Origin of the sequence: Streptococcus sp. SP8 (assembly GCF_030440045.1) — a bacterium.
Classification (GTDB): domain Bacteria; phylum Bacillota; class Bacilli; order Lactobacillales; family Streptococcaceae; genus Streptococcus; species Streptococcus parasanguinis_I.
Genome location: NZ_JAQFJL010000001.1, coordinates 277,683 through 300,246, shown reverse-complemented (window position 1 = coordinate 300,246; position 22,564 = coordinate 277,683). Strand labels below are relative to the sequence as shown.

General features: G+C 39.4%; 25 protein-coding genes and 1 pseudogene. 22 read left to right on the top strand and 4 right to left on the bottom strand.

What is annotated here, in order from left to right:
- Positions 1 to 11: 11 nt before the first annotated feature.
- From PCY11_RS01520 to msr(D), 10 genes are all read left to right on the top strand, one after another.
- Positions 12 to 1,118, top strand: coding sequence for a prephenate dehydrogenase (locus PCY11_RS01520; RefSeq protein ID WP_070845472.1), 1,107 nt, complete (start codon positions 12 to 14; stop codon positions 1,116 to 1,118).
- 100 nt (positions 1,119 to 1,218) lie between these two features.
- Positions 1,219 to 1,557 (top strand): YlbF/YmcA family competence regulator, encoded by a 339-nt coding sequence (locus PCY11_RS01515; RefSeq protein WP_003006778.1) that lies wholly within the window; start codon positions 1,219 to 1,221, stop codon positions 1,555 to 1,557.
- A gap of 172 nt (positions 1,558 to 1,729) precedes the next feature.
- Complete coding sequence (gene aroA / locus PCY11_RS01510; RefSeq protein ID WP_037607831.1) at positions 1,730 to 3,013, top strand: 3-phosphoshikimate 1-carboxyvinyltransferase; 1,284 nt, start codon at positions 1,730 to 1,732, stop codon at positions 3,011 to 3,013.
- Positions 3,006 to 3,491 (top strand): shikimate kinase, encoded by a 486-nt coding sequence (locus PCY11_RS01505; protein WP_003006785.1) that lies wholly within the window; start codon positions 3,006 to 3,008, stop codon positions 3,489 to 3,491. The genes aroA and PCY11_RS01505 overlap by 8 nt, the downstream gene beginning before the upstream one ends.
- On the top strand, positions 3,482 to 4,336 hold the full coding sequence (pheA, locus tag PCY11_RS01500; RefSeq protein ID WP_003006788.1) for a prephenate dehydratase: 855 nt from the start codon (positions 3,482 to 3,484) through the stop codon (positions 4,334 to 4,336). The genes PCY11_RS01505 and pheA overlap by 10 nt, the downstream gene beginning before the upstream one ends.
- Positions 4,333 to 5,646, top strand: a complete 1,314-nt coding sequence (locus tag PCY11_RS01495) for an LCP family protein (protein ID WP_003006791.1) — start codon at positions 4,333 to 4,335, stop codon at positions 5,644 to 5,646. The genes pheA and PCY11_RS01495 overlap by 4 nt, the downstream gene beginning before the upstream one ends.
- Before the next feature lie 62 nt (positions 5,647 to 5,708).
- Complete coding sequence (gene rlmD / locus PCY11_RS01490; protein ID WP_301362358.1) at positions 5,709 to 7,067, top strand: 23S rRNA (uracil(1939)-C(5))-methyltransferase RlmD; 1,359 nt, start codon at positions 5,709 to 5,711, stop codon at positions 7,065 to 7,067.
- A 469-nt stretch (positions 7,068 to 7,536) separates the two neighbouring features.
- Positions 7,537 to 7,707 carry a hypothetical protein gene (locus PCY11_RS01485; protein WP_000873143.1) on the top strand — a complete coding sequence of 57 codons (171 nt, stop codon included), beginning with the start codon at positions 7,537 to 7,539 and terminating at the stop codon, positions 7,705 to 7,707.
- A gap of 385 nt (positions 7,708 to 8,092) precedes the next feature.
- On the top strand, positions 8,093 to 9,310 hold the full coding sequence (gene mef(A) / locus PCY11_RS01480) for a macrolide efflux MFS transporter Mef(A) (protein WP_000417519.1): 1,218 nt from the start codon (positions 8,093 to 8,095) through the stop codon (positions 9,308 to 9,310).
- Positions 9,311 to 9,429: 119 nt separating this feature from the next.
- Positions 9,430 to 10,893 carry an ABC-F type ribosomal protection protein Msr(D) gene (msr(D), locus tag PCY11_RS01475; protein ID WP_000420313.1) on the top strand — a complete coding sequence of 488 codons (1,464 nt, stop codon included), beginning with the start codon at positions 9,430 to 9,432 and terminating at the stop codon, positions 10,891 to 10,893.
- A 117-nt stretch (positions 10,894 to 11,010) separates the two neighbouring features.
- Here msr(D) and PCY11_RS01470 read toward each other — a convergent pair whose 3' ends face one another.
- Genes PCY11_RS01470 through PCY11_RS01455 form a run of 4 tightly spaced genes read right to left on the bottom strand, consistent with a single transcriptional unit; the run spans position 11,011 to position 12,255 of the window.
- Positions 11,011 to 11,310: a DUF5960 family protein gene (locus PCY11_RS01470; RefSeq protein ID WP_001072467.1), complete on the bottom strand. Its 300-nt coding sequence runs from the start codon at positions 11,308 to 11,310 to the stop codon at positions 11,011 to 11,013.
- A complete protein-coding gene (locus PCY11_RS01465) occupies positions 11,297 to 11,665 on the bottom strand; it encodes a hypothetical protein (protein WP_000567222.1) in 369 nt (122 codons plus the stop codon). Before PCY11_RS01465 ends, PCY11_RS01470 begins: the two co-directional genes overlap by 14 nt.
- 12 nt (positions 11,666 to 11,677) lie before the next feature.
- Positions 11,678 to 12,013 (bottom strand): hypothetical protein, encoded by a 336-nt coding sequence (locus PCY11_RS01460; protein WP_000806926.1) that lies wholly within the window; start codon positions 12,011 to 12,013, stop codon positions 11,678 to 11,680.
- Positions 12,010 to 12,255 carry a hypothetical protein gene (locus PCY11_RS01455; protein WP_001813542.1) on the bottom strand — a complete coding sequence of 82 codons (246 nt, stop codon included), beginning with the start codon at positions 12,253 to 12,255 and terminating at the stop codon, positions 12,010 to 12,012. Before PCY11_RS01455 ends, PCY11_RS01460 begins: the two co-directional genes overlap by 4 nt.
- Before the next feature lie 886 nt (positions 12,256 to 13,141).
- Here PCY11_RS01455 and PCY11_RS01450 point away from each other — a divergent pair.
- The 12 genes and pseudogenes from PCY11_RS01450 to PCY11_RS01395 all read left to right on the top strand — a co-directional run bounded on the left by PCY11_RS01450 (position 13,142) and on the right by PCY11_RS01395 (position 22,560).
- Entirely contained in the window at positions 13,142 to 13,864 is a 723-nt protein-coding gene (locus PCY11_RS01450; protein ID WP_003014472.1) for a MurR/RpiR family transcriptional regulator, read from the top strand.
- Positions 13,865 to 13,872: 8 nt separating this feature from the next.
- Positions 13,873 to 14,625, top strand: coding sequence for a MurR/RpiR family transcriptional regulator (locus tag PCY11_RS01445; protein ID WP_003014478.1), 753 nt, complete (start codon positions 13,873 to 13,875; stop codon positions 14,623 to 14,625).
- A 148-nt stretch (positions 14,626 to 14,773) separates the two neighbouring features.
- Complete coding sequence (locus PCY11_RS01440) at positions 14,774 to 16,204, top strand: 6-phospho-beta-glucosidase (protein ID WP_301362357.1); 1,431 nt, start codon at positions 14,774 to 14,776, stop codon at positions 16,202 to 16,204.
- A 12-nt stretch (positions 16,205 to 16,216) separates the two neighbouring features.
- Positions 16,217 to 16,519: a PTS sugar transporter subunit IIB gene (locus PCY11_RS01435; RefSeq protein ID WP_003003699.1), complete on the top strand. Its 303-nt coding sequence runs from the start codon at positions 16,217 to 16,219 to the stop codon at positions 16,517 to 16,519.
- Positions 16,520 to 16,529: 10 nt separating this feature from the next.
- Positions 16,530 to 17,843, top strand: coding sequence for a PTS sugar transporter subunit IIC (locus PCY11_RS01430; protein WP_301362355.1), 1,314 nt, complete (start codon positions 16,530 to 16,532; stop codon positions 17,841 to 17,843).
- Positions 17,844 to 17,856: 13 nt separating this feature from the next.
- Positions 17,857 to 18,177 carry a PTS lactose/cellobiose transporter subunit IIA gene (locus tag PCY11_RS01425; RefSeq protein WP_003003528.1) on the top strand — a complete coding sequence of 107 codons (321 nt, stop codon included), beginning with the start codon at positions 17,857 to 17,859 and terminating at the stop codon, positions 18,175 to 18,177.
- Between the two features lie 28 nt (positions 18,178 to 18,205).
- Positions 18,206 to 18,493 (top strand): annotated as a pseudogene (locus PCY11_RS01420) (alpha-amylase family glycosyl hydrolase); the annotation flags it as partial.
- Positions 18,494 to 18,891: 398 nt separating this feature from the next.
- A complete protein-coding gene (locus tag PCY11_RS01415) occupies positions 18,892 to 19,965 on the top strand; it encodes a hypothetical protein (RefSeq protein WP_024054817.1) in 1,074 nt (357 codons plus the stop codon).
- A 164-nt stretch (positions 19,966 to 20,129) separates the two neighbouring features.
- The gene (locus PCY11_RS01410) at positions 20,130 to 20,906 is read left to right on the top strand and encodes an alpha/beta fold hydrolase (RefSeq protein ID WP_301362354.1); all 777 of its coding nucleotides are present in this window, start codon (positions 20,130 to 20,132) and stop codon (positions 20,904 to 20,906) included.
- Positions 20,907 to 20,938: 32 nt separating this feature from the next.
- The gene (locus tag PCY11_RS01405; RefSeq protein WP_024054820.1) at positions 20,939 to 21,676 is read left to right on the top strand and encodes a DUF4336 domain-containing protein; all 738 of its coding nucleotides are present in this window, start codon (positions 20,939 to 20,941) and stop codon (positions 21,674 to 21,676) included.
- 259 nt (positions 21,677 to 21,935) lie between these two features.
- Positions 21,936 to 22,229: a hypothetical protein gene (locus PCY11_RS01400; RefSeq protein WP_023917881.1), complete on the top strand. Its 294-nt coding sequence runs from the start codon at positions 21,936 to 21,938 to the stop codon at positions 22,227 to 22,229.
- Entirely contained in the window at positions 22,222 to 22,560 is a 339-nt protein-coding gene (locus PCY11_RS01395) for a type II toxin-antitoxin system RelE/ParE family toxin (protein ID WP_024054821.1), read from the top strand. The genes PCY11_RS01400 and PCY11_RS01395 overlap by 8 nt, the downstream gene beginning before the upstream one ends.
- Positions 22,561 to 22,564 lie beyond the last annotated feature (4 nt).

Below are 22,564 nucleotides of genomic sequence, written 5' to 3'. Positions count from 1 at the left end.
AGAGTTTTCCTTTGGAGAAGAAAGTTGTATATATTGCAGGACTGGGCTTGATTGGTGCTTCACTTGCGCTAGGCATTAAGAGGGCCCACCCACATGTGACCATTCTTGGTTACAATCGTAGTAAAGCCTCTCGAACCATCGCCCTTGAAAGAGGAATGGTGGATCAGGTGACGGATGATTTCGCAGCCTTTGCCCCTTTAGCAGATATCATTATTTTGGCCCTTCCCATCAAGCAAACCAAATCTTACTTAGAAACCTTAGCAGGCCTTAATTTGAAAGACCGGGTACTAGTGACAGATGCAGGCTCTACCAAGGCAGAAATTGTCGCACAAGCTGAAAAAGTGTTTACAGATAAGGATGTACGCTTTGTGGGAGGACATCCCATGGCTGGTAGTCATAAGACAGGTGCTGCAGCAGCAGATGCCACCTTATTTGAGAACGCTTATTATATTTTTACCCCTTCCAGATTGACCACAGGGGGTGCCATGGAAGAGTTGAAAGAGCTTCTGAGTGGATTGGGATCTCGATTTATTGAAATCGATGCCGAGGAACACGATCGAGTGACTTCCCAGATCAGCCATTTCCCTCATATTTTAGCCTCGACACTGGTCGAGCAGGCCGTAGCTTATGGGGAAGAGCATGAAATGACCCGCCGTTTTGCGGCTGGTGGCTTTCGAGATATGACCCGGATTGCGGAAAGTGAGCCAGGCATGTGGACTTCTATTCTTTTGTCCAACCCTCAAGCGATATTAGAGCGGATTGCAGATTTCAAAGAGCGTTTGGATCAGGTGGCTGAGACCATCCAAGCAGATAACGAAGAGGCCATTTGGACCTTTTTCCATGAAGGGCGGAAGCACCGAAAAGAAATGCAGATACATCAGCGAGCTGGACGCGATAGTGCCTATGATCTCTTTATCGATGTCCCTGATAAGGAAGGTGTGATCCTCGAAATCTTACAACTTCTACAAGGGATTTCCTTGGTCAATATTCACATCAATGAAGAGAATCGTGAAGATATCCACGGGATTTTGCAGTTGACCTTTAAAAATGCAGAAGATCAGGAGCGGGCCCAAGCATTGATCAGCCAAGCGACGTCTTATACCGTCCTTGCTCGCTAGGTCTACAGAAGGATTTGCATCAAAAGGCCTGCTTCATTTTAGGAATATTGAAGGAAAAGCAGTATAATAGAAGTATCTTATCAGTAAAGGAGCCCATAAAATGGCAAATATTTATGATGTAGCAAACGAACTCTCTCGGACCCTGCGAGACCTTCCTGAATACAAGGCTGTCGTAGAAAGCAAGCAAGCGATCGAAGCAAATCCAGAAGCGAAAACGCTGTTTGACGAATACGTCGCTTTCCAAAATCAACTGCAAGGCTTGATGCAATCCGGTAAACTTCCAACAGAAGCTGTGCAACAAGAAATGAAGGACTATATGGAAAAAATCCAAGCAAGTCCAATTGTGAATGAATTTTTCACCAAACAACAACAATTGTCTATTTATCTTGCAGATCTTGAAAAGATCATCTTTGAGCCGATTCAAGATTTATACAAATAGAAATTTCTACCAGAGTTGTCATTTCGACTCTGGTATTTTCGTTCGCCACTAGAGAAAAACAAGCTCAAAAAATGCTTGGAAACATTCGTTTTTTGTTCCAAATTTTTGATCAAAAATTGAATTCATGTCCTATTTATGATAGAATATGTGGAAAAGCACTCTGGAGAAGGCAATGAAATTAAGAACCAATAGCAAGGGCCTAAGGGGCATTATTCGTGTCCCTGGTGACAAATCGATTAGTCACCGATCCATTATTTTTGGAAGTCTCGCAACAGGCGAAACCAAGGTCTATGATATCTTGCGAGGCGAAGATGTGCTCTCTACGATCCAGGTGTTTCGAGATTTGGGAGTCTCCATCCAGGATGATGGGGATGTGATTCGGATCCAAGGGGTAGGCTTTCAAGGTCTTAAAGCTCCGACATCTCCCCTTGATATGGGGAATTCAGGAACGTCTATTCGTTTGATTTCAGGTGTCTTAGCAGGTCAGGATTTTTCAGTAACCATGGTCGGAGACGATAGTCTTTCCAAACGTCCCATGGATCGTGTCGCGATTCCACTGCGTCAGATGGGGGTAGAGATTGCTGGTCATGGAGAGCGTGATTGCCCGCCTTTGCATGAAAAAGGGACGCAACAGCTTCAACCGATTTATTACCATTTGCCAGTCGCATCGGCTCAAGTCAAGTCGGCTCTCATCTTTGCTGCTCTTCAGGCTGAGGGTGAATCGACCATTATCGAGAAGGAAAAGACGCGTGACCATACGGAGGATATGATTCGCCAATTTGGTGGGGAGATCCAGGTAGACGAAAAAACCATTCGCATCCAGGGTGGACAAGAGTTCCAAGGTCAAGAAGTCATCGTTCCTGGAGATATTTCTAGTGCAGCCTTTTGGTTAGTGGCTGGCCTCATTCTTCCAGAGAGTGTGATCAAGATTGAAAATGTGGGCATCAACCAAACGCGGACAGGGATTCTCGATGTGATTCAAGAAATGGGGGGAGATCTCACCATTGAGGATCGCGATGAAAAAGCGGTCTCTGCAAGCCTCACTGTCAAGACTTCGTCCTTAAAAGGGATTCGGATTGATGGGGAGTTGATTCCACGCTTGATTGATGAATTGCCGATTATTGCGTTACTAGCGACACAAGCAACTGGTCAGACCGTGATTGCGGATGCTGAGGAGCTTCGTGTGAAAGAAACGGACCGTATCCAGGTCGTAGCAGATAGTCTTAATGCCATGGGAGCCAATGTCGTGCCAACGGAAGACGGTATGATCATCACTGGACCGACCCCCCTACAAGGAGCTGACTTAGAGACCTTTGGAGATCACCGGATTGGGATGATGGCTGCCATTGCTGCCTTATTGGTGAGAGATGGAAATGTGGTGTTGGATCGGGCAGAGGCCATCAACACCAGTTACCCTAGTTTTTTTGAAGATTTGGAGACCTTACTGCATGGCTAAAATTTTACTTGGTTTTATGGGAGCTGGGAAAACGACCGTTGGTCGCATTCTTGATCCAAAGTTCCATGATATGGATGAATTAATTGTTGAAGAGATCGGTATGTCGATCAATGACTATTTCGCAGTGGAAGGAGAAGCAGCCTTTCGACGTCGCGAGGCTGAAATGCTGGAGCGTTTATTGGAAAACGAGGCGGCCATCATCTCCCCTGGAGGAGGGATTGTGGTCAATCCTCATAACCGTACGCTCTTGGAAAAAAACCCTCACAACATTTATTTGCGGGTAGATTTTGAAACCTTGTACAGACGGATTCAAAATGACAAAGCCATGCAACGTCCCCTCTTTTTAAACAACACCAAAGAAGAATTTAAGAAGATTTTTGATGGTCGTTTGCCTTTGTATGAGGATATTGCTACTCATATTGTGGATGTCGAGGACAAAACACCTGAAGAAATTGCGGAGATCATTCGATGCTTGTAGGCTATCTTGGTCCTAAGGGATCTTTTACCCATGATGTGGCCACTCATAGCTTTCCAACTTCTGAACGCATCGCCTATCGAACGATCACAGATGTCATCAAGGCTTATGAGAATCAAGAGATCGATTTTGCGGTTGTCCCAGTTGAAAACTCTATTGAAGGCAGTGTCCATGAGACCCTTGATTACCTCTTTCACCAAGGGACCATCCAGGCCGTTGCAGAAGTGGTCTATCCCATCAAACAACAGCTCTTGGTAGCTAAAAAAGATCGGCCTATTCGAACGGTCTATTCGCATCCACAGGCCTTGGCCCAAGGGAAGGCTTTTCTAAGAGCCCATTATCCGGATGTGGCCATGGAAATGACGGCTTCAACAGCCTATGCAGCTCGCTATGTAGCAGAACATCCAGACTTGGAAATTGCAGCTATTGCCCCTCTGGCAGCAGCTAGTGAGTATGGCTTGGAAGTCCAGGCCAAAGACATCCAAGAAATCGAGGACAATTATACACGTTTTTGGATTTTAGGGGCAACAGAGCCAGCGGTCTCAGAAACTTTAAGTCCGACCCTTCAAAAAGTTAGCTTGGCCTTGACCTTGCCAAGTAACCTAGCAGGAGCCCTTTATAAGGGTTTGTCCACCTTTGCTTGGCGGGGGATCAATTTAACCAAAATTGAAAGTCGCCCCCTAAAAACAGCTTTAGGAGAATACTTTTTCATTATTGACCTCCTAAATGAAGCGCCTGATCTTTTGCAATTTGCCTATCAAGAATTAGACAGTTTGGGCATTCAGACAAAAGTCTTGGGTCAGTATCAGGTCTATACCTTAAAAGATAACGGAATGGAGAAAAGATGAGTAACGAATCCAACTTTCTATCTCACCACGAGCGAAAGCGATTAGAGTACTTATACTCAAATTTTCATTATTTGAATGAACGAGAACAACTAGAATACAATTACCTGCTCAAGAAGAGCCAAGGAGCTTATGAGGAAGCAGAAGCCCTTCAACCTGAGGTAGACGCTACAGAAGAAGTGCAAGGTGAGATTGCTGAACCGATTGGTGACCTTCCTGTTTACCAATCACGTAGCAAAAAAACAAAGAAAAAAGTAGTTGCTGCGACGAGCGATCTACCTAAGAAACCACGGAAAAAGATCCGCGTCAAGCGGATCCTCAAGTGGATAGCTCTCTTTTTCTTGCTCATTATCGGTGGCATGGTCTTTATGTTTGTGAAAGGCCTCAACAGTAAACCAGCTGGGAAAGATGCCAAGCCTGCTGTCGTCGAGAAATTTAACGGCAAGAAGTCACGAGATGGGGTCAATATCCTGATCTTGGGGACAGATGGTCGGATCGGTGAGAAGTCAGATGAAACCCGGACAGACTCCATCATGGTGGTCAATGTCAATAACAAAGAAGGCAAGATCAAGATGGTCAGCTTCATGCGGGATACACTGGTCCATATTGATGGAGTGAGCCAGCAAAATATTCCTGAATATGATGGCTACTATGACCAGAAGCTCAATACTGCCTTCACCATCGGGGAGCAAAATAACAACCAAGGGGCTGAATTGGTGCGTCAGATGCTCAAAGATAACTTTGACATTGACATCCAATATTACGCCATGGTCGATTTCAAGACCTTTGCGACAGCGATCGATACCCTCTTCCCGAATGGGGTCGAGATGAATGCGCAGTTTTCAACAGTTGATGGCGAAAAGGTCAGTGAAGTAGAAGTACCAGATGATTTGAACATGAAAGACGGTGTCGTTCCGCAACAAACCATCAAGGTTGGAAAGCAACGGATGGATGGCCGGACTCTTCTCAATTACTCGCGTTTCCGTAAGGATGATGAAGGGGACTTTGGCCGGACCCGTCGCCAGCAAGAGGTCATGTCTGCTATCATGCATCAGATCAAGGATCCAACCAAACTCTTTACGGGATCAGAAGCCCTTGGGAAAGTCTTTGCTATGACGTCTACCAATGTACCTTTCTCCTTCCTATTGACCAATGGACTTGGCCTAGTCGGTAGTGCTGGAAAAGGAATTGAACGAGTAACCATCCCAGAAAATGGGGATTGGGTCGATGCCTACGATATGTATGGTGGCCAAGGCTTGCTCGTCGATTTCGATGCTTATAAAAAGAAATTGTACCAAATGGGACTGAGATGATATAATAAGGGGATAGGAGTTTTGGACTCCACCCCTTTTAATTTGTAGAAAGATAGAACACCATGTTAAAGAAAAATGAAATTGTAACCGTTGAGATTGTCGATTTGACCCACGAAGGAGCAGGAGTGGCTAAGGTCGATGGCCTGGTCTTTTTTGTGGAGAATGCCCTGCCAGGAGAAGTCATCCGCATGCGCGTGCTTAAAGTCAACAAAAAGATTGGCTACGGAAAAGTAGAGGAGTACCTAGAAAAATCCCCTCATCGTAATGAAGAGCTTGATCTTGCCTATTTACGAAGCGGAATCGCCGACTTAGGGCACCTGGCTTATCCCGAGCAACTGAAATTCAAGGCCAAGCAGGTCAAGGATAGCCTCTACAAGATGGCGGGAATCTCTGATTTCGGAGTCCCCCTGACCTTGGGGATGGACCATCCTGTCCAATACCGCAACAAAGCCCAAGTTCCTGTTCGTCGTGTTAATGGTGTTCTAGAGACTGGTTTCTTCCGTAAGAATTCTCATGATCTTATGCCGCTTGAAGATTTTTATATTCAAGATCCAGTGATAGACCAAGTTATTCTTGCTTTACGAGATTTACTTCGTCGTTATGACTTAAAACCCTATGATGAGAAGGAACAGTCTGGTCTGATTCGTAACCTTGTTGTACGTCGTGGCCATCATTCAGGTCAGATTATGGTTATTTTGGTGACAACTCGTCCTAAAATTTTCCGAGTTGAACAGTTGATTGAACAAGTCATCAAGCAGTTCCCAAAAATCATATCAGTAATGCAAAATATCAATGACCAAAATACCAATGCGATTTTCGGGAAAGAATGGCGTACTCTCTACGGTCAAGACTATATTACCGACCAAATGTTGGGCAATGATTTCCAAATCTCTGGACCAGCCTTTTACCAGGTCAATACCGAAATGGCAGAGAAGCTCTATCAAACAGCCATTGACTTTGCGGACTTAAAAGAAGATGATGTGGTGATCGATGCCTATTCAGGAATCGGAACTATTGGCTTATCAGTCGCTAAACATGTCAAGGAAGTCTACGGAGTGGAAGTTATCCCAGAAGCAGTAGAAAATAGCCAGAAGAACGCAGAATTGAACGGTATCACCAATGCCCACTATGTCTGTGACACAGCTGAAAATGCCATGAAGAATTGGCTCAAGGAAGGCATCCAACCAACTGCCATCCTGGTCGACCCACCACGCAAGGGCTTGACAGAAAGCTTTATCAAAGCAAGCGCTCAAACAGGAGCTTACCGTATTGCCTATATCTCCTGTAACGTCGCCACCATGGCGCGTGATATCAAACTCTATCAAGAGTTGGGATACGAATTGAAGAAAGTCCAGCCGGTGGATTTGTTTCCACAAACGCATCACGTTGAGTGTGTAAGTTTGTTAGTGAAACGTAGTTAATCCTCAAAAGGTTTCCCAAACCTTTTGAGTCCACAGACGCATCACGTGGAGTGTGTTGCTCTGCTCGTAAAAACCTAGAAACCTTTGAACGCAAGGGAGTTTGAAAAGCCTTGATTGCAAGGCTTTTTGTATTGGCGTGGGGAAGTATCAGAGTGAGAAAATTTTTGGAATGAATAGAAGTGATAGCTAGAAATTATCAGTTTCTATTTCCATTTACCCTGTGGGTACGTGTTTGTTTCCATTGACAAGGAGTTTGTGGGAATAGAAATGTACCCACCTTGTTTGAATCAAGTGAAGTGTAGTTGAAGGAAATCTGTTGAAAGCAATACTTCATTTTACCGAATAAGTAATAATTTAGGCAACTTCAAATCGATTAAAAAAAACTATTTTAAAGGTTAAGAGTAGACAAAAATTGTCCACTCTTTTTTGCAAACTCAATTTATCAATAAATGAAATGAGGGAATGTAAAATGAAATATTTTGAGGTTGAGTTAGAAAATCCTGATGAATTTTTAAAACTACAAACAGAAGATTTTGTGAAAGCTAATCGCTTGCTACTAAGGAAGATAATCCAGAGCGTTACAGTCTATGAAGAAAACTTCGTCATATCCTTTAAATCTGGCATCGAATTGGAAGTATGAGTCTCATTCCATAACTTTTATATTGAACATATCATCTTGTTGTGTTATACTATAAATTGATATAAACAAAGATGTAGGAGGAACCGAAACTATGACAGCCTCAATGCGTTTAAGATAAGCTGGCAATAAAAAAAGCAGAATCTATACCCGATGATAGGCTTTTTTGTTGTGCTTATTTATACGATATTGAGCATTCATTAGTTACGGTGAGGATATTGGTTATTTAACTATACCTTTATTTAACTATGTCTTTAATATGAATGTTTCCAAATTGTATGTATGCAGACCAAAAGCCACATTGTGGGGTTTGGCCTGCATTTTTTATTGCCTAGAATGCTATTCAAAATAGAAATTCAAGCAAAATAATATGCAGGAGATAATATAAATGGAAAAATACAACAATTGGAAACGAAAATTTTATGCAATATGGGCAGGGCAAGCAGTATCATTAATCACTAGTGCCATCCTGCAAATGGCGATTATTTTTTACCTTACAGAAAAAACAGGATCTGCGATGGTCTTGTCTATGGCTTCATTAGTAGGTTTTTTACCCTATGCGATTTTGGGACCTGCCATTGGTGTGCTAGTGGATCGTCATGATAGGAAGAAGATAATGATTGGTGCCGATTTAATTATCGCAGCAGCTGGTGCAGTGCTTGCTATTGTTGCATTCTGTATGGAGCTACCTGTCTGGATGATTATGATAGTATTGTTTATCCGTAGCATTGGAACAGCTTTTCATACCCCAGCACTCAATGCGGTTACACCACTTTTAGTACCAGAAGAACAGCTAACGAAATGCGCAGGCTATAGTCAGTCTTTGCAGTCTATAAGCTATATTGTTAGTCCGGCAGTTGCAGCACTCTTATACTCCGTTTGGGATTTAAATGCTATTATTGCCATCGACGTATTGGGTGCTGTGATTGCATCTATTACGGTAGCAATTGTACGTATACCTAAGCTGGGTAATCAAGTGCAAAGTTTAGAACCAAATTTCATAAGGGAGATGAAAGAAGGAGTTGTGGTTCTGAGACAAAACAAAGGATTGTTTGCCTTATTACTCTTAGGAACACTATATACTTTTGTTTATATGCCAATCAATGCACTATTTCCTTTAATAAGCATGGAACACTTTAATGGAACGCCTGTGCATATTTCTATTACGGAAATTTCCTTTGCATTTGGGATGCTAGCAGGAGGCTTATTATTAGGAAGATTAGGGGGCTTCGAAAAGCATGTATTACTAATAACAAGTTCATTTTTTATAATGGGGACCAGTTTAGCCGTTTCGGGAATACTTCCTCCAAATGGATTTGTAATATTCGTAGTTTGCTGTGCAATAATGGGGCTTTCGGTGCCATTTTATAGCGGTGTGCAAACAGCTCTTTTTCAGGAGAAAATTAAGCCTGAATATTTAGGACGTGTATTTTCTTTGATCGGAAGTATCATGTCACTTGCTATGCCAATTGGGTTAATTCTTTCTGGATTCTTTGCTGATAAAATCGGTGTAAATCATTGGTTTTTACTATCAGGTATTTTAATTATTGGCATTGCTATAGTTTGCCAAATGATAACTGAGGTTAGAAAATTAGATTTAAAATAAACAATATTGGAGGAATATTTATGTATCTTATTTTCATGTAACTCTTCCTGCTAAAATCGCAGGGTTTTCCCTGCATACAAGCAAATGAAAGCATGCGATTATAGACAGGAGGAAATGTTATGGAATTAATATTAAAAGCAAAAGACATTCGTGTGGAATTCAAAGGACGCGATGTTTTAGATATAAATGAATTAGAAGTATATGATTATGACCGTATTGGTTTAGTAGGAGCAAATGGTGCTGGAAAAAGCACTTTACTCAGGGTACTTTTAGGAGAATTAACTCCCCCAGGATGTAAAATGAATCGTCTGGGTGAACTTGCCTATATTCCCCAGTTGGACGAAGTAACTCTGCAGGAGGAAAAAGATTTTGCACTTGTAGGCAAGCTAGGTGTTGAGCAATTAAATATACAGACTATGAGCGGTGGTGAAGAAACAAGGCTTAAAATAGCACAGGCCTTATCGGCACAGGTTCATGGTATTTTAGCGGATGAACCTACGAGCCATTTAGACCGTGAAGGAATTGATTTTCTAATAGGACAGCTAAAATATTTTACAGGTGCACTGTTAGTTATTAGCCATGACCGCTATTTTCTTGATGAAATAGTAGATAAAATATGGGAACTGAAAGATGGCAAAATCACTGAGTATTGGGGAAACTATTCTGATTATCTTCGTCAGAAAGAGGAAGAACGTAAGAGCCAAGCTGCAGAATACGAACAATTTATTGCGGAACGTGCCCGATTGGAAAGGGCTGCGGAGGAAAAGCGAAAACAGGCTCGTAAAATAGAACAGAAGGCAAAAGGTTCTTCAAAGAAAAAAAGTACTGAAGACGGAGGGCGTTTAGCTCATCAAAAATCAATAGGAAGTAAGGAAAAAAAGATGTATAATGCTGCTAAAACCCTAGAGCACAGGATTGCGGCCTTAGGAAAAGTAGAAGCTCCGGAAGGCATTCGCAGAATTCGTTTCAGGCAAAGTAAAGCATTGGAGCTCCATAATCCATACCCTATAGTCGGTGCAGAAATTAATAAAGTATTTGGGGATAAGGCTCTGTTTGAAAATGCATCTTTTCAAATTCCGTTAGGAGCAAAAGTGGCGTTAACTGGTGGTAATGGAATCGGAAAAACAACTTTAATCCAAATGATCTTAAACCATGAAGAAGGAATTTCTATTTCGCCTAAGGCAAAAATAGGTTACTTTGCACAGAATGGTTACAAGTACAACAGTAATCAGAATGTTATGGAGTTTATGCAGAAGGATTGTGACTACAATATATCAGAAATTCGTTCAGTGCTAGCATCTATGGGGTTCAAACAGAACGATATTGGAAAAAGTTTATCTGTTTTAAGCGGTGGAGAAATTATAAAATTGTTGCTTGCTAAAATGCTCATGGGTAGATATAACATCCTAATAATGGATGAACCCAGTAACTTCCTTGACATACCAAGTTTAGAGGCTTTGGAAATACTAATGAAGGAGTACACCGGAACTATCGTGTTTATCACCCACGATAAACGATTACTCGAAAATGTAGCAGATGTAGTTTATGAAATTAGAGATAAGAAAATAAATCTGAAACATTAAATTTAAGGTAGTCGCTGGTCAGTATAGTCTGTTCTGGTTGGCGACTCCATTGTTAAAGAGTATAAAGACTTTAGATTTTATGAATATTAAAAATAGGAACAGTCAATTGAACTGCTCCTATTTTTCTGCTAAATATATTGTAGTTTTCTTATATGTATAATGATAGATTAGCGGATTCTCATCTACGGTACTTACTTCAAATATGAAGAAGTGATCGCGGTTATCTCTGGACTTTTCCTTATTGAGGACAAAGTAATTCTTACGTGAAGTCGCCATTGTTTTTAGGATATCATCAGTTAGGAAGGTCAATGGAATATTCATGTTAGAGTAGCGGTAGAAGTCACGTTCAAAATCTTGGTAGCTCTCGCTATAATAGTCCATTTGTAGGTGATTACGCTGAAACTCAAGCTGATTCATAGAGCACCTCCTCGACAAGTTCAATACTAATAATGTCTTTTAATTTCAAATTGATGTGACCTGTTGTAGTTTTTATCAAAATGAAATCTTTGGTCAGACTTGGTATTGTTCCAGTGTAGGAAACACGCTTGTTTTTTTCAATCACTTGAATGCGTGTGCGTAGCTGCCCGGCGTATACTTGACTGAGGAGTAATAATTTCTTCTCTAGTGATAAGTCAGACATGTACGTTACTTTGTTTGTATCATCAGAGAGTGCTGATGCATGTTCAGATAGGAAAAAGCCCATCCATTTTTGCATCTTTGTATCCTGGTACTCTCTTGCTGATTGAAATGGTAAATATGAACGGTCAATCATATCAAATCCTTTCTATGCAGAGGCAAGGGTATTTTTATCAAATTGAATCGTAAAACCTTGAATTCCCCCACCTGTGTAACATTCTTTAAAGCGATTGATTACCTCAGTATAGATTATCACAGATGAGCTTGTTGGCTTAATGCTAAATGTAAATTCCAATGGTAATCGGTTTTCAGATTTAGCATGTACTAGTCGTATCGATATTTCAGTTGTTTTGAGTTTTCTCTGACGAAGTTTTGAAGTTGCTGTTTCAACGATTCCATGTAAAAATCTTTCAAGCATTTCAATATCATTACATCCTTTGCTACGGATTTCTGAAAATTGTACTGTATTTTTTTCTTGTTTCATTTTAATCCCTCCAATCCACCCGCGGAATGACCACCGATAAGTTTACTGCGTTCAATATTTCTGGAACCTTCAGTTAGGACGGTTCCTTTTTGTATGGCTAAAAAACCAAACTGTTCTCTGACAACATCAATAGCTGTCTGAAGTCTATTATCTTTTTCAATTTGTTCTACATCATCAAAGAGTGATAGTAGAGTATAGCTTTCATCTACGAAGCCACTATAAGATACACCAATTTGTCTCACTGCACCAGAGGTGTATTTTTTCGGAATAATACAAGTACATGACTCACCATTGTTTTGGGGAGATTTGCGGGTTCAATTTTATTCTGAGCATTTATAGATTTTTTCATCTCAGTCCTAGAATAGCCAATATGAATAGAAACGACAGTAGTCAATACTAGGGCTACTGTTCCGTTCCACAGTATCATTTAAAAATCATTTTCACACCCTTTCGTCTATTAGTATAGAAGAAAGCTCTCAGCACATGTTGAGTGTGTAAGTTTGTTAGTGAAACGTAGTTAATCCTCAAAAGGTTTCCCAAACCTTTTGAGTCCACAGACGCATCACGTGGAGTGTGTTGCTCTGCTCGTAAAAACCTAGAAACCTTTGAACGCAAGGGAGTTTGAAAAGCCTTGATTGCAAGGCTTTTTGTATTGGCGTGGGGAAGTATCAGAGTGAGAAAATTTTTGGAATGAATAGAAGTGATAGCTAGAAATTATCAGTTTCTATTTCCATTTACCCTGTGGGTACGTGTTTGTTTCCATTGACAAGGAGTTTATGGGAATAGAAACGTCCCCACCTTACATATCTCCAGAATGGACGATTGAAATTGAGACAATTTAATAGAGATAAGCTCTTGTTATGTTTCTTTTAAGTCAATAAACTAACAATACTCAAAGTATGCTCAAAAATATGATATAATCTAGAACATAAGGCAATACTGTTTTAAAGTATTTTCTCTTAACCATGTCTCGTTAGACAAATCTGATTCGTCTGGTTTTCTAATAGATTTTAATGCTGACTTGGTTTTATAGCCATTATGCTCTCCATTATTTTAGTGTAGAACACTTTGGTTATTAGTTTTTTGTTACATTGTAAGCAAATCAATAGAGATAGAAAAAGGGATTATATGTTTAGTTATGAGGTTGTAGCAAGTTTTAACGACTTAGAAAATGCTATTTATACAACTATTTTAGAAAATGAAAATATATCCTCTATGACAATCAAGGAATTGGCCCAACTTGCACATGTATCAGTTGGAACCGTACAACGATTTTGCAAGCATCTAGGATTTGATGGATATAGCCATTTTAAGATTGCTTATAAAGAATATTTAAAAAATGAGCAAATTATTTTAAACAATCAAGACAATAATTCTTTGAAGCTATTCATTGATTATACTGAGCAAGATACTTTTTTGCAGCTGATTATGGAGGCTGTGGCAATCTTAAAGAACGTTGAACAGATTGTTTTTGTCGGAATTGGTTCCTCTGGAACTTTAGGTCGATATGGAGCGCGCTATTTTTCAAATATTGGCAAATTTAGTATGTGTATTGAAGATCCTTGGCAACCAGTGCTACAAAACAGTATGGAAAAAACTTGTGTCATTGCCTTATCCGAATCTGGTGAGACTTCTCAAACATTGAAAATTGTACAAAAATTAAAGGAAAAAGGTTGTCCAGTTATTGCCATCACAAATACATTGGAATCAACATTGTCAAGGCTATCTGATTGCTCCATAACCTATCATGTTCCTCAATTATTTTTAAATGGGTTTAATATTACGACGCAGGTACCTGTTATTCTCATTATTGAAATGTTAATGAAACAACTATATACTACAAAAGCATAAGGGTGTCTATGAATTTATTTGATTATCATAAAGCAAAAGGGCTAAATAATAGTGAATTAAGCGTGTATAATTTTATATTGCAACATAGAGATAAAGTTGCTACGATGACTATCAGAGAGCTATCGACATCTATAAATCTATCGACAACAACCATCATTCGTTTTGCGAAAAAGATGGGATTTGATAGCTACAATGATTTAAAATATGCCTTGTCAAGGTCGGAAGATAAGGAAAATAAACATCGTCACTACTTTCCTATTGATATTCCAGCAATACAATTTTTACAGACTAGTGTCCAAGATGAAGCTTTAAAAAAACAACTATCAGAGATAGCAGACTTGATCGTTCAAGCCAAACAAGTTATCTTTTTAGGGGTGGGTACTAGTCTAAGTTTGGCAGAATATGGCTCATATCTTTTTTCTGGAATCGGTATTCTTAGCTTTGCTATTACTAACCCATTTTATTCTCTGAAATTGCATCATTCTAATTTGGAGGATGTTTTGGTTATTGCTCTAAGTGTCAGCGGTGAGACAGAAGAAGTTCTAACTCTGGTACAGGGATTCAAAGAAAGAAATGCTAAGATTGTTAGTCTGACAAATACAGATATTTCCACTTTATCACAGCTATCGGATATAAATTTATCCTACTTTATGCCAGTTGCCTACGCAGATTCCTCGCTACGTTCCACTAATTTGACCACTCAGATTCCAGTTGTCTATTTTTTAGAATCCTTACGTTACCAAGTTTATTTAAAAAAATAGGAGTGAAAACTCTTGTTTTTTTTATGTAACAAATATTGTTCGACTGTACATATATTTTCTATCTCAATATCTATTGTCAGCAGGTACAGTATGTTATAAAATAGACTTGTTCATAGCGCTAGTACAAAATACAGAAAGGATAGGTAAAATGGCAAAAATACCAGAAGGCTTTTTATGGGGTGGGGCAGTTGCTGCTCACCAAATTGAAGGAGGGTATGATAAAGGTGGAAAAGGCATTTCGATAGCCGATGTGATGACGGTTGGAAGTGCTAGCCACTCTCGACAGATTACTGATGGCATCTTACCTGACGAATATTATCCGAATCATGATGCAATAGATTTTTACAGAACCTATAAGGACGATATACAATTATTCGCTGAGATGGGATTTAAGTGTTTTCGAACTTCGATTGCCTGGACTCGTATCTTCCCAAATGGAGATGAAGAAGAACCTAACGAAGAAGGGTTGAAATTTTATGATGATTTATTTGATCAGCTGCTAGCTCATCAAATTGAACCGGTCATCACACTCAGTCACTTTGAAATGCCCTATCATCTAGTTACTAAGTATGGTGCTTGGCGTAATCGCAAGTTGATTGATTTCTTTGTTCGTTTTGCGGAAGTCGTCATGGAACGATATAAGGACAAAGTTAAGTATTGGATGACCTTTAACGAGATCAATAATCAAGGTGCAATTAATGTTCCTTGGTGCTCATGGACTAATTCTGGTGTCATTTATCAAGAAGATGAAAATCCAGTTGAGGTACTACAGCAGGTTATCCATTATCAGTCAGTGGCTTCTGCAAAAGTTGTTCAATTGGGTCGGAAAATCAATAAAAATTTCAAAATTGGTTGTATGCTGGCAATGGTACCATTTTACCCGAATACATGTGATACAAAAGATATACTTGCTAGCCAGAAGGCAATGGAGCATCGTTTATTTCACTATGGAGATCTTCATGTTTTTGGAGAGCGTCCTTACTATATCGAGGCCTTTTGTCGAAAAAATAATATCAAACTGGATATTTTACCAGAAGATCTAGAAACTCTAAAAGAAGGTTGTGTAGATTATATTGGCTTGAGTTACTATATGAGTGATACAGTGACTGCTACAGCATCTGAGGAAACAGAAGAGCTTTTCAAAGATGTTTATACTAAGAAAAATCCCTATATTGAATCAAGCGATTGGGGTTGGCAGATTGACCCTGAGGGATTACGCTATAGCTTAAATCTTTTATACGATCGCTATCACTGTCCGCTTTTTATAGTTGAAAATGGATTCGGTGCTTATGATAAGGTAGAGCCTGATGGAATCCATGATTCTTACCGCATTGATTACCTCAAACAACACATTGAACAAATGATGTTAGCGATTGAAGAAGATGGCGTAAATGTCATTGGTTATACCCCTTGGGGCTGTATCGATATTGTTAGTGCTGGTACAGGTGAAATGGAGAAGCGTTATGGCTTTATCTATGTCGATAAGAATAATAATGGCGAAGGAACTTTGCAACGAATGAAGAAAGATTCCTTTACATGGTATCAAAAAGTGATTACATCAAATGGAAACGAATTATAAGGAGTAATTAAAATGAATATTGGATTGTTTTGTGCAGCAGGTATGTCAACAAGTATTTTGGTTGAGCGTATGAAAGAAGCGGCTCAGAAAAAAGGGAAAGATGCAACAATTGCAGCTTATTCCATCAGTGAATTGGAACAAAGAGTTGGAGATATTGATGTGGCTCTATTAGGCCCACAGGTTGGTTTCCAACTTGAAAAAGCAAAAGAAATTTGTGCTTCTCACAATGTTCCTGTAGAAGTGATTGCAATGGCTGATTATGGCACTGTAAACGGTATGGCAGTTCTTAAACAAGCTTACATGATGAAAAAATAAGGAGAAGATGATGAAGGATAAACTAATTAAAAAGTTTGTTGATCGGATGATGGCCTTTGTCAATACCAAAGGTGTAACAGCGATAAAAGATGGTATTGTTTTCTCTATGCCATTGTTGATTGTTGGCTCCATCTTTCTTATCTTGGCCAATTTTCCAGTTCCAGTTCTAGCAACGATGTTAGAAACTAGTGGTATTACCCCTGTTCTCAATCAAGCAATTGGTGCGACCTTTAATATCAGTGCGATTGTAACAGTCATTGGGATTGCGTATACCTATGCTAAGCTAGAAAAACAGGAGCCGCTTGGGGCAGGTGTCATTGCCTTAGCAGTTTTCTTGCTAATCCAGCCCTCCAGTTTGATTTCTAAAAATGGGGATGTAGTTGGTAACATTATTCTGAAGGATTGGACTTCCGGGAAAGGGATGATTGGTGCCATTATCGTTGGTTTGATTGTAGGAGCAAGCTATTCTTGGTTTTTGAAGAAAAATATCAAAATCAAAATGCCAGATGGCGTACCAACTGGTGTAGCCAACGCATTTTCAGCCTTGATTCCTGCTACTGTTATCATCACAGCGGCAACGATCTTTGTCGGACTTGTTGAACAATTGTTTAAGGTCACAACGATTGAAGTGATTTATAATCTTATTCAAACACCAATGCAAGGCTTGACTGACTCATTGTTTGGTGCGGTGCTTATGTGTTTCCTTGTACCATTCTTATGGATGTTTGGGGTGCACGGCTCAACTGTAGTTGGTGGCATCATGAGTGGCTTGCTACAGGCGAATGCTTTGGAAAACCAAGCCATTTTAGATAAGGGCCTTGAATTAAATCTAGCCAATGGTGGTCATATTGTGACGATTCAATTTTTTGATCAATTTATCAATGTTACAGGTGCCGGGATTACGATTGGTTTGGTAGTTTACATGGTTGCATTTGCAAAATCAAAACAACTAAAAATTCTTGGACGTCTTGAAATGGTTCCAGCCATCTTTAATATCAATGAGCCGGTGCTCTTTGGTTTGCCGATTGTAATGAATCCAGTTTTAGCAATTCCCTTTATATTAACGCCTATTTTATCTTGTATCATCCAGTATTCAGCGATTTATTTTGGACTGACACCTATGTATGGTGCCGTTCAAGTTCCGTGGACTTGTCCTCCAATTATTTCAGGATTTATCATCGGTGGTTGGAAAACAGCCTTGTTGCAAACACTTATTTTGGTTATGTCTTTCTTTGTTTATTATCCGTTTATTAAACAGATGGATAAACAAGCTTTACAAGCTGAAATACAAGAAACAAGCGATTTAGAAGACGAAGATTGGTAAGAGAGGCATTAAAATGGACGAAAAAGTACTCGAAGTGTGTTTTCAAATTATCACCTATGTAGGAACAGCAAAATCTATGTACATCGATGCTATTCAATTGGCTAAGCAGGGTGAATTTGAGCAGGCTAAAGATAGAATTAAACAAGGCGAAGAAGCATTTGTACAGGGACACAATGCTCACCACTCACTTTTGACAAAAGAAATGAATGGGGAATTAAACCAAACAGGTCTAATTCTGATGCACGCTGAGGATCAGTTATTGAGTGCAGAAGGTTTTCGAACGATTGCTGAGGAATTTATAGCAGTCTATAAACGCTTTGAGGAAGGTAAATAGAGCAAGTTATGAAAGTAAAAATTAAGCAATGTTAATTACCTATTCAGACAGTCTTGGAAAAAATCTGAAAGACTTGAAGCAGGTCTTAGAAGGTCCTTTGAAAGATGTGGTCGGTGGTGTCCACATTCTTCCCTTCTTTCCATCGTCAGGCGACCGCGGGTTTGCACCCGTGGACTATACCAAGGTTGATGAGGGTTTTGGAGATTGGAGCGATATTGAGGCACTCAGTCAAGACTACTATCTCATGTTTGATTTCATGATTAACCATATCTCAGCCAAGTCGCCTTATTTCCTTGATTTCCTAGAAAAGAAAGATGATCCGCCCATGCGACAAGGTGAAACCGAAGGTCGAGAAGGTATCATGGGGTATAGGTCTCATAGAATGAGGAGGGAAACAGACGAAACGATACGGTAACAGAGAACTGCATAGTGTGGTGATGCCTTTTACCGACTGATATAGGATTGTAGAGATGGTAAACTGGATAGGATTTTGGTCAAGTTGAGTAGTTATTTTGACAGGAATATCATGTGCCAATTTCTCGACAACATCACAATCTCAGGAAGTGGGCAGATTCCTGTAACTTTCCTTGAAGGAAGAGAAGTTGACTTGTAGGAAACTGCAATCGAAAGGTTGCAGTTTTTTGTGTTGTTTCGTGGTATAATAGGCTAAAACGATAAACGGTATGATTTGTTACTAGCTGTAGGAGTTTTATTATGGGTAAGTGGACTTGTCAATGCGGATATCCAATGAATGACCATGCTGCCCCAGACCAGAATGCTTTTTCGGTATTCTCGGATGAGTTATGGGAAGAGATAACGGATACCGCAGATGAAAATAATAAGATTGATTATTATGATATTTATGATGCTTCATACTATGCCTGGCAATGTCCAAATTGTCATAGCTTGATGGTATTCGGTGAGGATGAGAATCCAAATCGTTATACTTTCTATAAGTGGATAGATTTAGATAGTGAAGAGAAGGGGATAACTGATCAAGAAACTGATTCAAACTCATCAGATGTAGTTTATAGAGTTGCATTAGTCACTTTCTCAGAGTTTGGCGAGGAGTACACCTATATTTGTGAGGATGAATCAATCAGGGAAGACCATTTTGTGGTTGTTCCTGTTGGAATCAACAACGTTGAGAAGGTTGCTCATGTTGTGAAGGTATATCAGGCTACGCAAAAAGATATCTCATATCCAATTGACAAGTTAAAGCGTGTGATTAAGCGTTATTCTGATTTTGATAAAGAGAAAGCAAAGGGGATTGCAGCTGAATTATTAAGGTCAGGTCGATGTTTGCAAATAGATGATTTTTCTAAATCAGTAGTAGCAGACGAATATTTTGATATTTTGCACAATAAACTTGGATACTGGTGGTTGGAACTGAATGGCGTTCCCATTCCAATGAAGGTTATCCTATTGTATACCAATTATGAAAAGTATCACGTTGACTGCGCTATACATATCAAACCTTACAATATGCACTATAGTACTTTCCAATCGTTAAAGTTATGTACCGACTTTGAGATTGACGCTTCCCGCTGGGTTGATGTCATTTCTGATGAATATGTTTGGGGAAATTCCTGGGAACTTGATGGTACCCAGTTTGGGATAACCTGTCAGGAATCATCAGAGGAGGATGAAGTGACACTTGGCAAATACAGTCGTGTCCCATATTATAACGACTGGCATCCAGATTGGAGCGATAGATACGGTTTTAATGTAGCTTGGAAACCACATGAATCTGATGAAGACTTGTCGGTAGGTTTTTACATTTTTTAAAGTGATAAAATCGTTCAATCATATAATAACAAAGCCAGACTAGTCACTTTTCGTTCGATAATATAGATGTTTGCTAGCATCACATGTTGAGGCAGTATCACTGCTTGTTCAAACAGATTAAACAAAGATGTAGTTAGGAAAGTCTTACAGTAAGGAGTTTAAATATGAAATTCCATGAATTTGGTGATAAGAATTTGCCTTCTATCTTGCTGATACATGGCGGTGGCAGTTCTTGGTGGAATTATCTTCGTCAAGCACGGATCTTATCAAAAGAATACCGTGTTATTTTACCTACTTTGAATGGCCACGGTGAAGAATATCATCTCGATTATGTTTCTACGGAAGATTCTGCTTTGGAGATCCTAGACTATATCAAAGAACACTGTGGTGGGAAGGTATTTGCGATCGGTGGTGTTTCACTTGGTGGTCAAATTGCTATGGAGCTTTTGTCCTTAGACAGCGAGATAGCTGAGAAGGCCATCATAGACGGAAGCCTCTGTATTCCTCAACCAGGGTTAGCTAAACTCAGCATCTTTCTAGTGTCCCTATTTGGTAAACTGATGTTCAGTAAATTCTCTTGTAAACTTCAATTAAGCATGATGGACAAACTCTATCCTAAACTGGCTTATCCAGAAGAGATAAAAGCATATTATTTGGAGGATCTGCCAAAGACGCCTATCAAAACATTAGTGACTATTTACAAAACCTATATGGGGTGTTACAAGCTGAAGGACACGATTTCTGCAAGCAAGGCGCAGGTTCTGTATATCTACGGTGAAAAAGAATTGAACTGTGTGAAAGCATCGGCGAAATTATTTCAGCAGCTCCATCCCAATACGATCCTGTATGAAGCTAAGGGCTATAACCACGGCTATTTATCAGCTTATCTACCTCAAGAGTGGATTGATTTGGTGGTGCCATTTTTGGAGAATAACGATTGATTATACTTTATTAATTTAGAAAGCAGAGTTTCATGAAAGTCAGAAAATATAGTCCCCTCAATTCCTTAAAAAAGATAGCAGATAATCTATGGATTGTGGATGGGGAAGAAGTACTGATGGATTTTAAATTCTTCAAAGTGCCTTTTTCAACTAGAATGACAGTTATCCGTCTACAGAACGGTGGTCTTTGGGTGCATTCACCGACTAAGCCTAATGACAATTTACTTTTAGAAATCAAGCGATTAGGTGAGGTAAAACACCTTATTGCACCCAATGTCTTACATTATAGTTATATAGATGAATGGCATCAACTATTTCCTGAAGCAAAAGTTTGGCTAGCTAGTGGTGTTCAAAAGCGTGCCAGAAAATCGGGAATGAGTTTGGATTATGGTCAGGAATTAAGCAAGGCCAATTGGAACGAAGAAATTCTTTTTACAACATTTGAGGGAAGTTTTTATGTAAAAGAGGTTGTTTTTTTCCATAATGAAAGTTCAACTCTGATTTTAACGGATCTTATTGAAAACATAGAAACTGAGAATGTATCGATTTTTGAAAAGCTACTGTTTAAAATAGGCGATAATCACTATCCAAATGGTAAAACACCAAGAGATTTAAGAATGACTTTTTTATTTAGTAAAAAACAGGCATTGAAGAGTTATCGTATAGTAAAGAAATGGGAACCTAAGAATATTATTATTTCTCATGGACCGTGTATAGTTGGACAAGCAAAAGAAATGCTAAACCAAGCGTTCTCTTGGCTAGAGAAATAGTAATTTACTATAAAGAAATTAATAAAATATATCTAATATAATTGACTACAATTACTTGGAGTTGTCAAATTAAGATGTGGAATCTACTTAAATTGTTGATTCTAGGAGGTATCAGATGACACGAGAGAAAGAATATAGATTAGCTATCGGTATCTCTTAATTAGATTTAGTGAAAGAAGAATCCATTTTTTACTTGATTCCCCTCTCTATCTTATGGTAGTATGTATATACAAATTGTATGTACAAAGGAGAGGTAGAAATGGCAAACACGAAAGCAGTGAATTTTCGAGCAGATGCGATGTTTTACCAAAAAACAAAAGAGGTGCTTGCGGATAAAAAAATTTCTGTGTCAGATGTCCTAAATGCAGTACTTCGAAAAATTGCTAATGGGACTGTGGATCCAGAAGAATTTGTTTCGAGTGATTTGCAGGACAAACAGTATCAGGTAGCCTTTGAAGATTTGAAGAAGGAGATTTTAGTGGGGCATCAGGAAATCGCTCAAGGAAAAGTTACTTCTGTAGCCGATGTGAGAAAGGAATTTGGTCTTGACTAAGTTGAAACGTTATCAGGTCTTTCTTTCAGATCGTGCTAAGCAGGACTTGCGTGACATTCACGACTATATTCTTGTGAATTTTTATAGCCAGCAAGCTGCAGATGGCAAAGTCGATTTGCTATTGAGTGCTCTTGAGACCCTAGAACTCTTTCCAGAAGCCTGTCCTCTGGTATCAAGCCGGGGCTATGGTGAGATGACGAATGATGGAAAACCCTATCGTTATATGCCAATAGAGAACTATCTTACATTTTATTATATTGAGAAGCATAGGGTGTATGTTGCTCGTATCCTTAGTGCAAAGCAGGATTGGGTCAAGATTTTTTATAAGTAGGATG

What these genes read in the sequence shown, in the direction of transcription:
- PCY11_RS01515 (WP_003006778.1), top strand. Translation starts at nt 1,219, where the DNA reads ATGGCAAATATTTATGATGTAGCAAACGAACTCTCTCGGACCCTGCGA.
- aroA (WP_037607831.1), top strand. Translation starts at nt 1,730, where the DNA reads ATGAAATTAAGAACCAATAGCAAGGGCCTAAGGGGCATTATTCGTGTC.
- PCY11_RS01505 (WP_003006785.1), top strand. Translation starts at nt 3,006, where the DNA reads ATGGCTAAAATTTTACTTGGTTTTATGGGAGCTGGGAAAACGACCGTT.
- pheA (WP_003006788.1), top strand. Translation starts at nt 3,482, where the DNA reads ATGCTTGTAGGCTATCTTGGTCCTAAGGGATCTTTTACCCATGATGTG.
- PCY11_RS01495 (WP_003006791.1), top strand. Translation starts at nt 4,333, where the DNA reads ATGAGTAACGAATCCAACTTTCTATCTCACCACGAGCGAAAGCGATTA.
- rlmD (WP_301362358.1), top strand. Translation starts at nt 5,709, where the DNA reads ATGTTAAAGAAAAATGAAATTGTAACCGTTGAGATTGTCGATTTGACC.
- PCY11_RS01485 (WP_000873143.1), top strand. Translation starts at nt 7,537, where the DNA reads ATGAAATATTTTGAGGTTGAGTTAGAAAATCCTGATGAATTTTTAAAA.
- PCY11_RS01470 (WP_001072467.1), bottom strand. Translation starts at nt 11,310, where the DNA reads ATGAATCAGCTTGAGTTTCAGCGTAATCACCTACAAATGGACTATTAT.
- PCY11_RS01465 (WP_000567222.1), bottom strand. Translation starts at nt 11,665, where the DNA reads ATGATTGACCGTTCATATTTACCATTTCAATCAGCAAGAGAGTACCAG.
- PCY11_RS01460 (WP_000806926.1), bottom strand. Translation starts at nt 12,013, where the DNA reads ATGAAACAAGAAAAAAATACAGTACAATTTTCAGAAATCCGTAGCAAA.
- PCY11_RS01450 (WP_003014472.1), top strand. Translation starts at nt 13,142, where the DNA reads ATGTTTAGTTATGAGGTTGTAGCAAGTTTTAACGACTTAGAAAATGCT.
- PCY11_RS01445 (WP_003014478.1), top strand. Translation starts at nt 13,873, where the DNA reads ATGAATTTATTTGATTATCATAAAGCAAAAGGGCTAAATAATAGTGAA.
- PCY11_RS01440 (WP_301362357.1), top strand. Translation starts at nt 14,774, where the DNA reads ATGGCAAAAATACCAGAAGGCTTTTTATGGGGTGGGGCAGTTGCTGCT.
- PCY11_RS01435 (WP_003003699.1), top strand. Translation starts at nt 16,217, where the DNA reads ATGAATATTGGATTGTTTTGTGCAGCAGGTATGTCAACAAGTATTTTG.
- PCY11_RS01430 (WP_301362355.1), top strand. Translation starts at nt 16,530, where the DNA reads ATGAAGGATAAACTAATTAAAAAGTTTGTTGATCGGATGATGGCCTTT.
- PCY11_RS01425 (WP_003003528.1), top strand. Translation starts at nt 17,857, where the DNA reads ATGGACGAAAAAGTACTCGAAGTGTGTTTTCAAATTATCACCTATGTA.
- PCY11_RS01415 (WP_024054817.1), top strand. Translation starts at nt 18,892, where the DNA reads ATGGGTAAGTGGACTTGTCAATGCGGATATCCAATGAATGACCATGCT.
- PCY11_RS01410 (WP_301362354.1), top strand. Translation starts at nt 20,130, where the DNA reads ATGAAATTCCATGAATTTGGTGATAAGAATTTGCCTTCTATCTTGCTG.
- PCY11_RS01405 (WP_024054820.1), top strand. Translation starts at nt 20,939, where the DNA reads ATGAAAGTCAGAAAATATAGTCCCCTCAATTCCTTAAAAAAGATAGCA.
- PCY11_RS01400 (WP_023917881.1), top strand. Translation starts at nt 21,936, where the DNA reads ATGGCAAACACGAAAGCAGTGAATTTTCGAGCAGATGCGATGTTTTAC.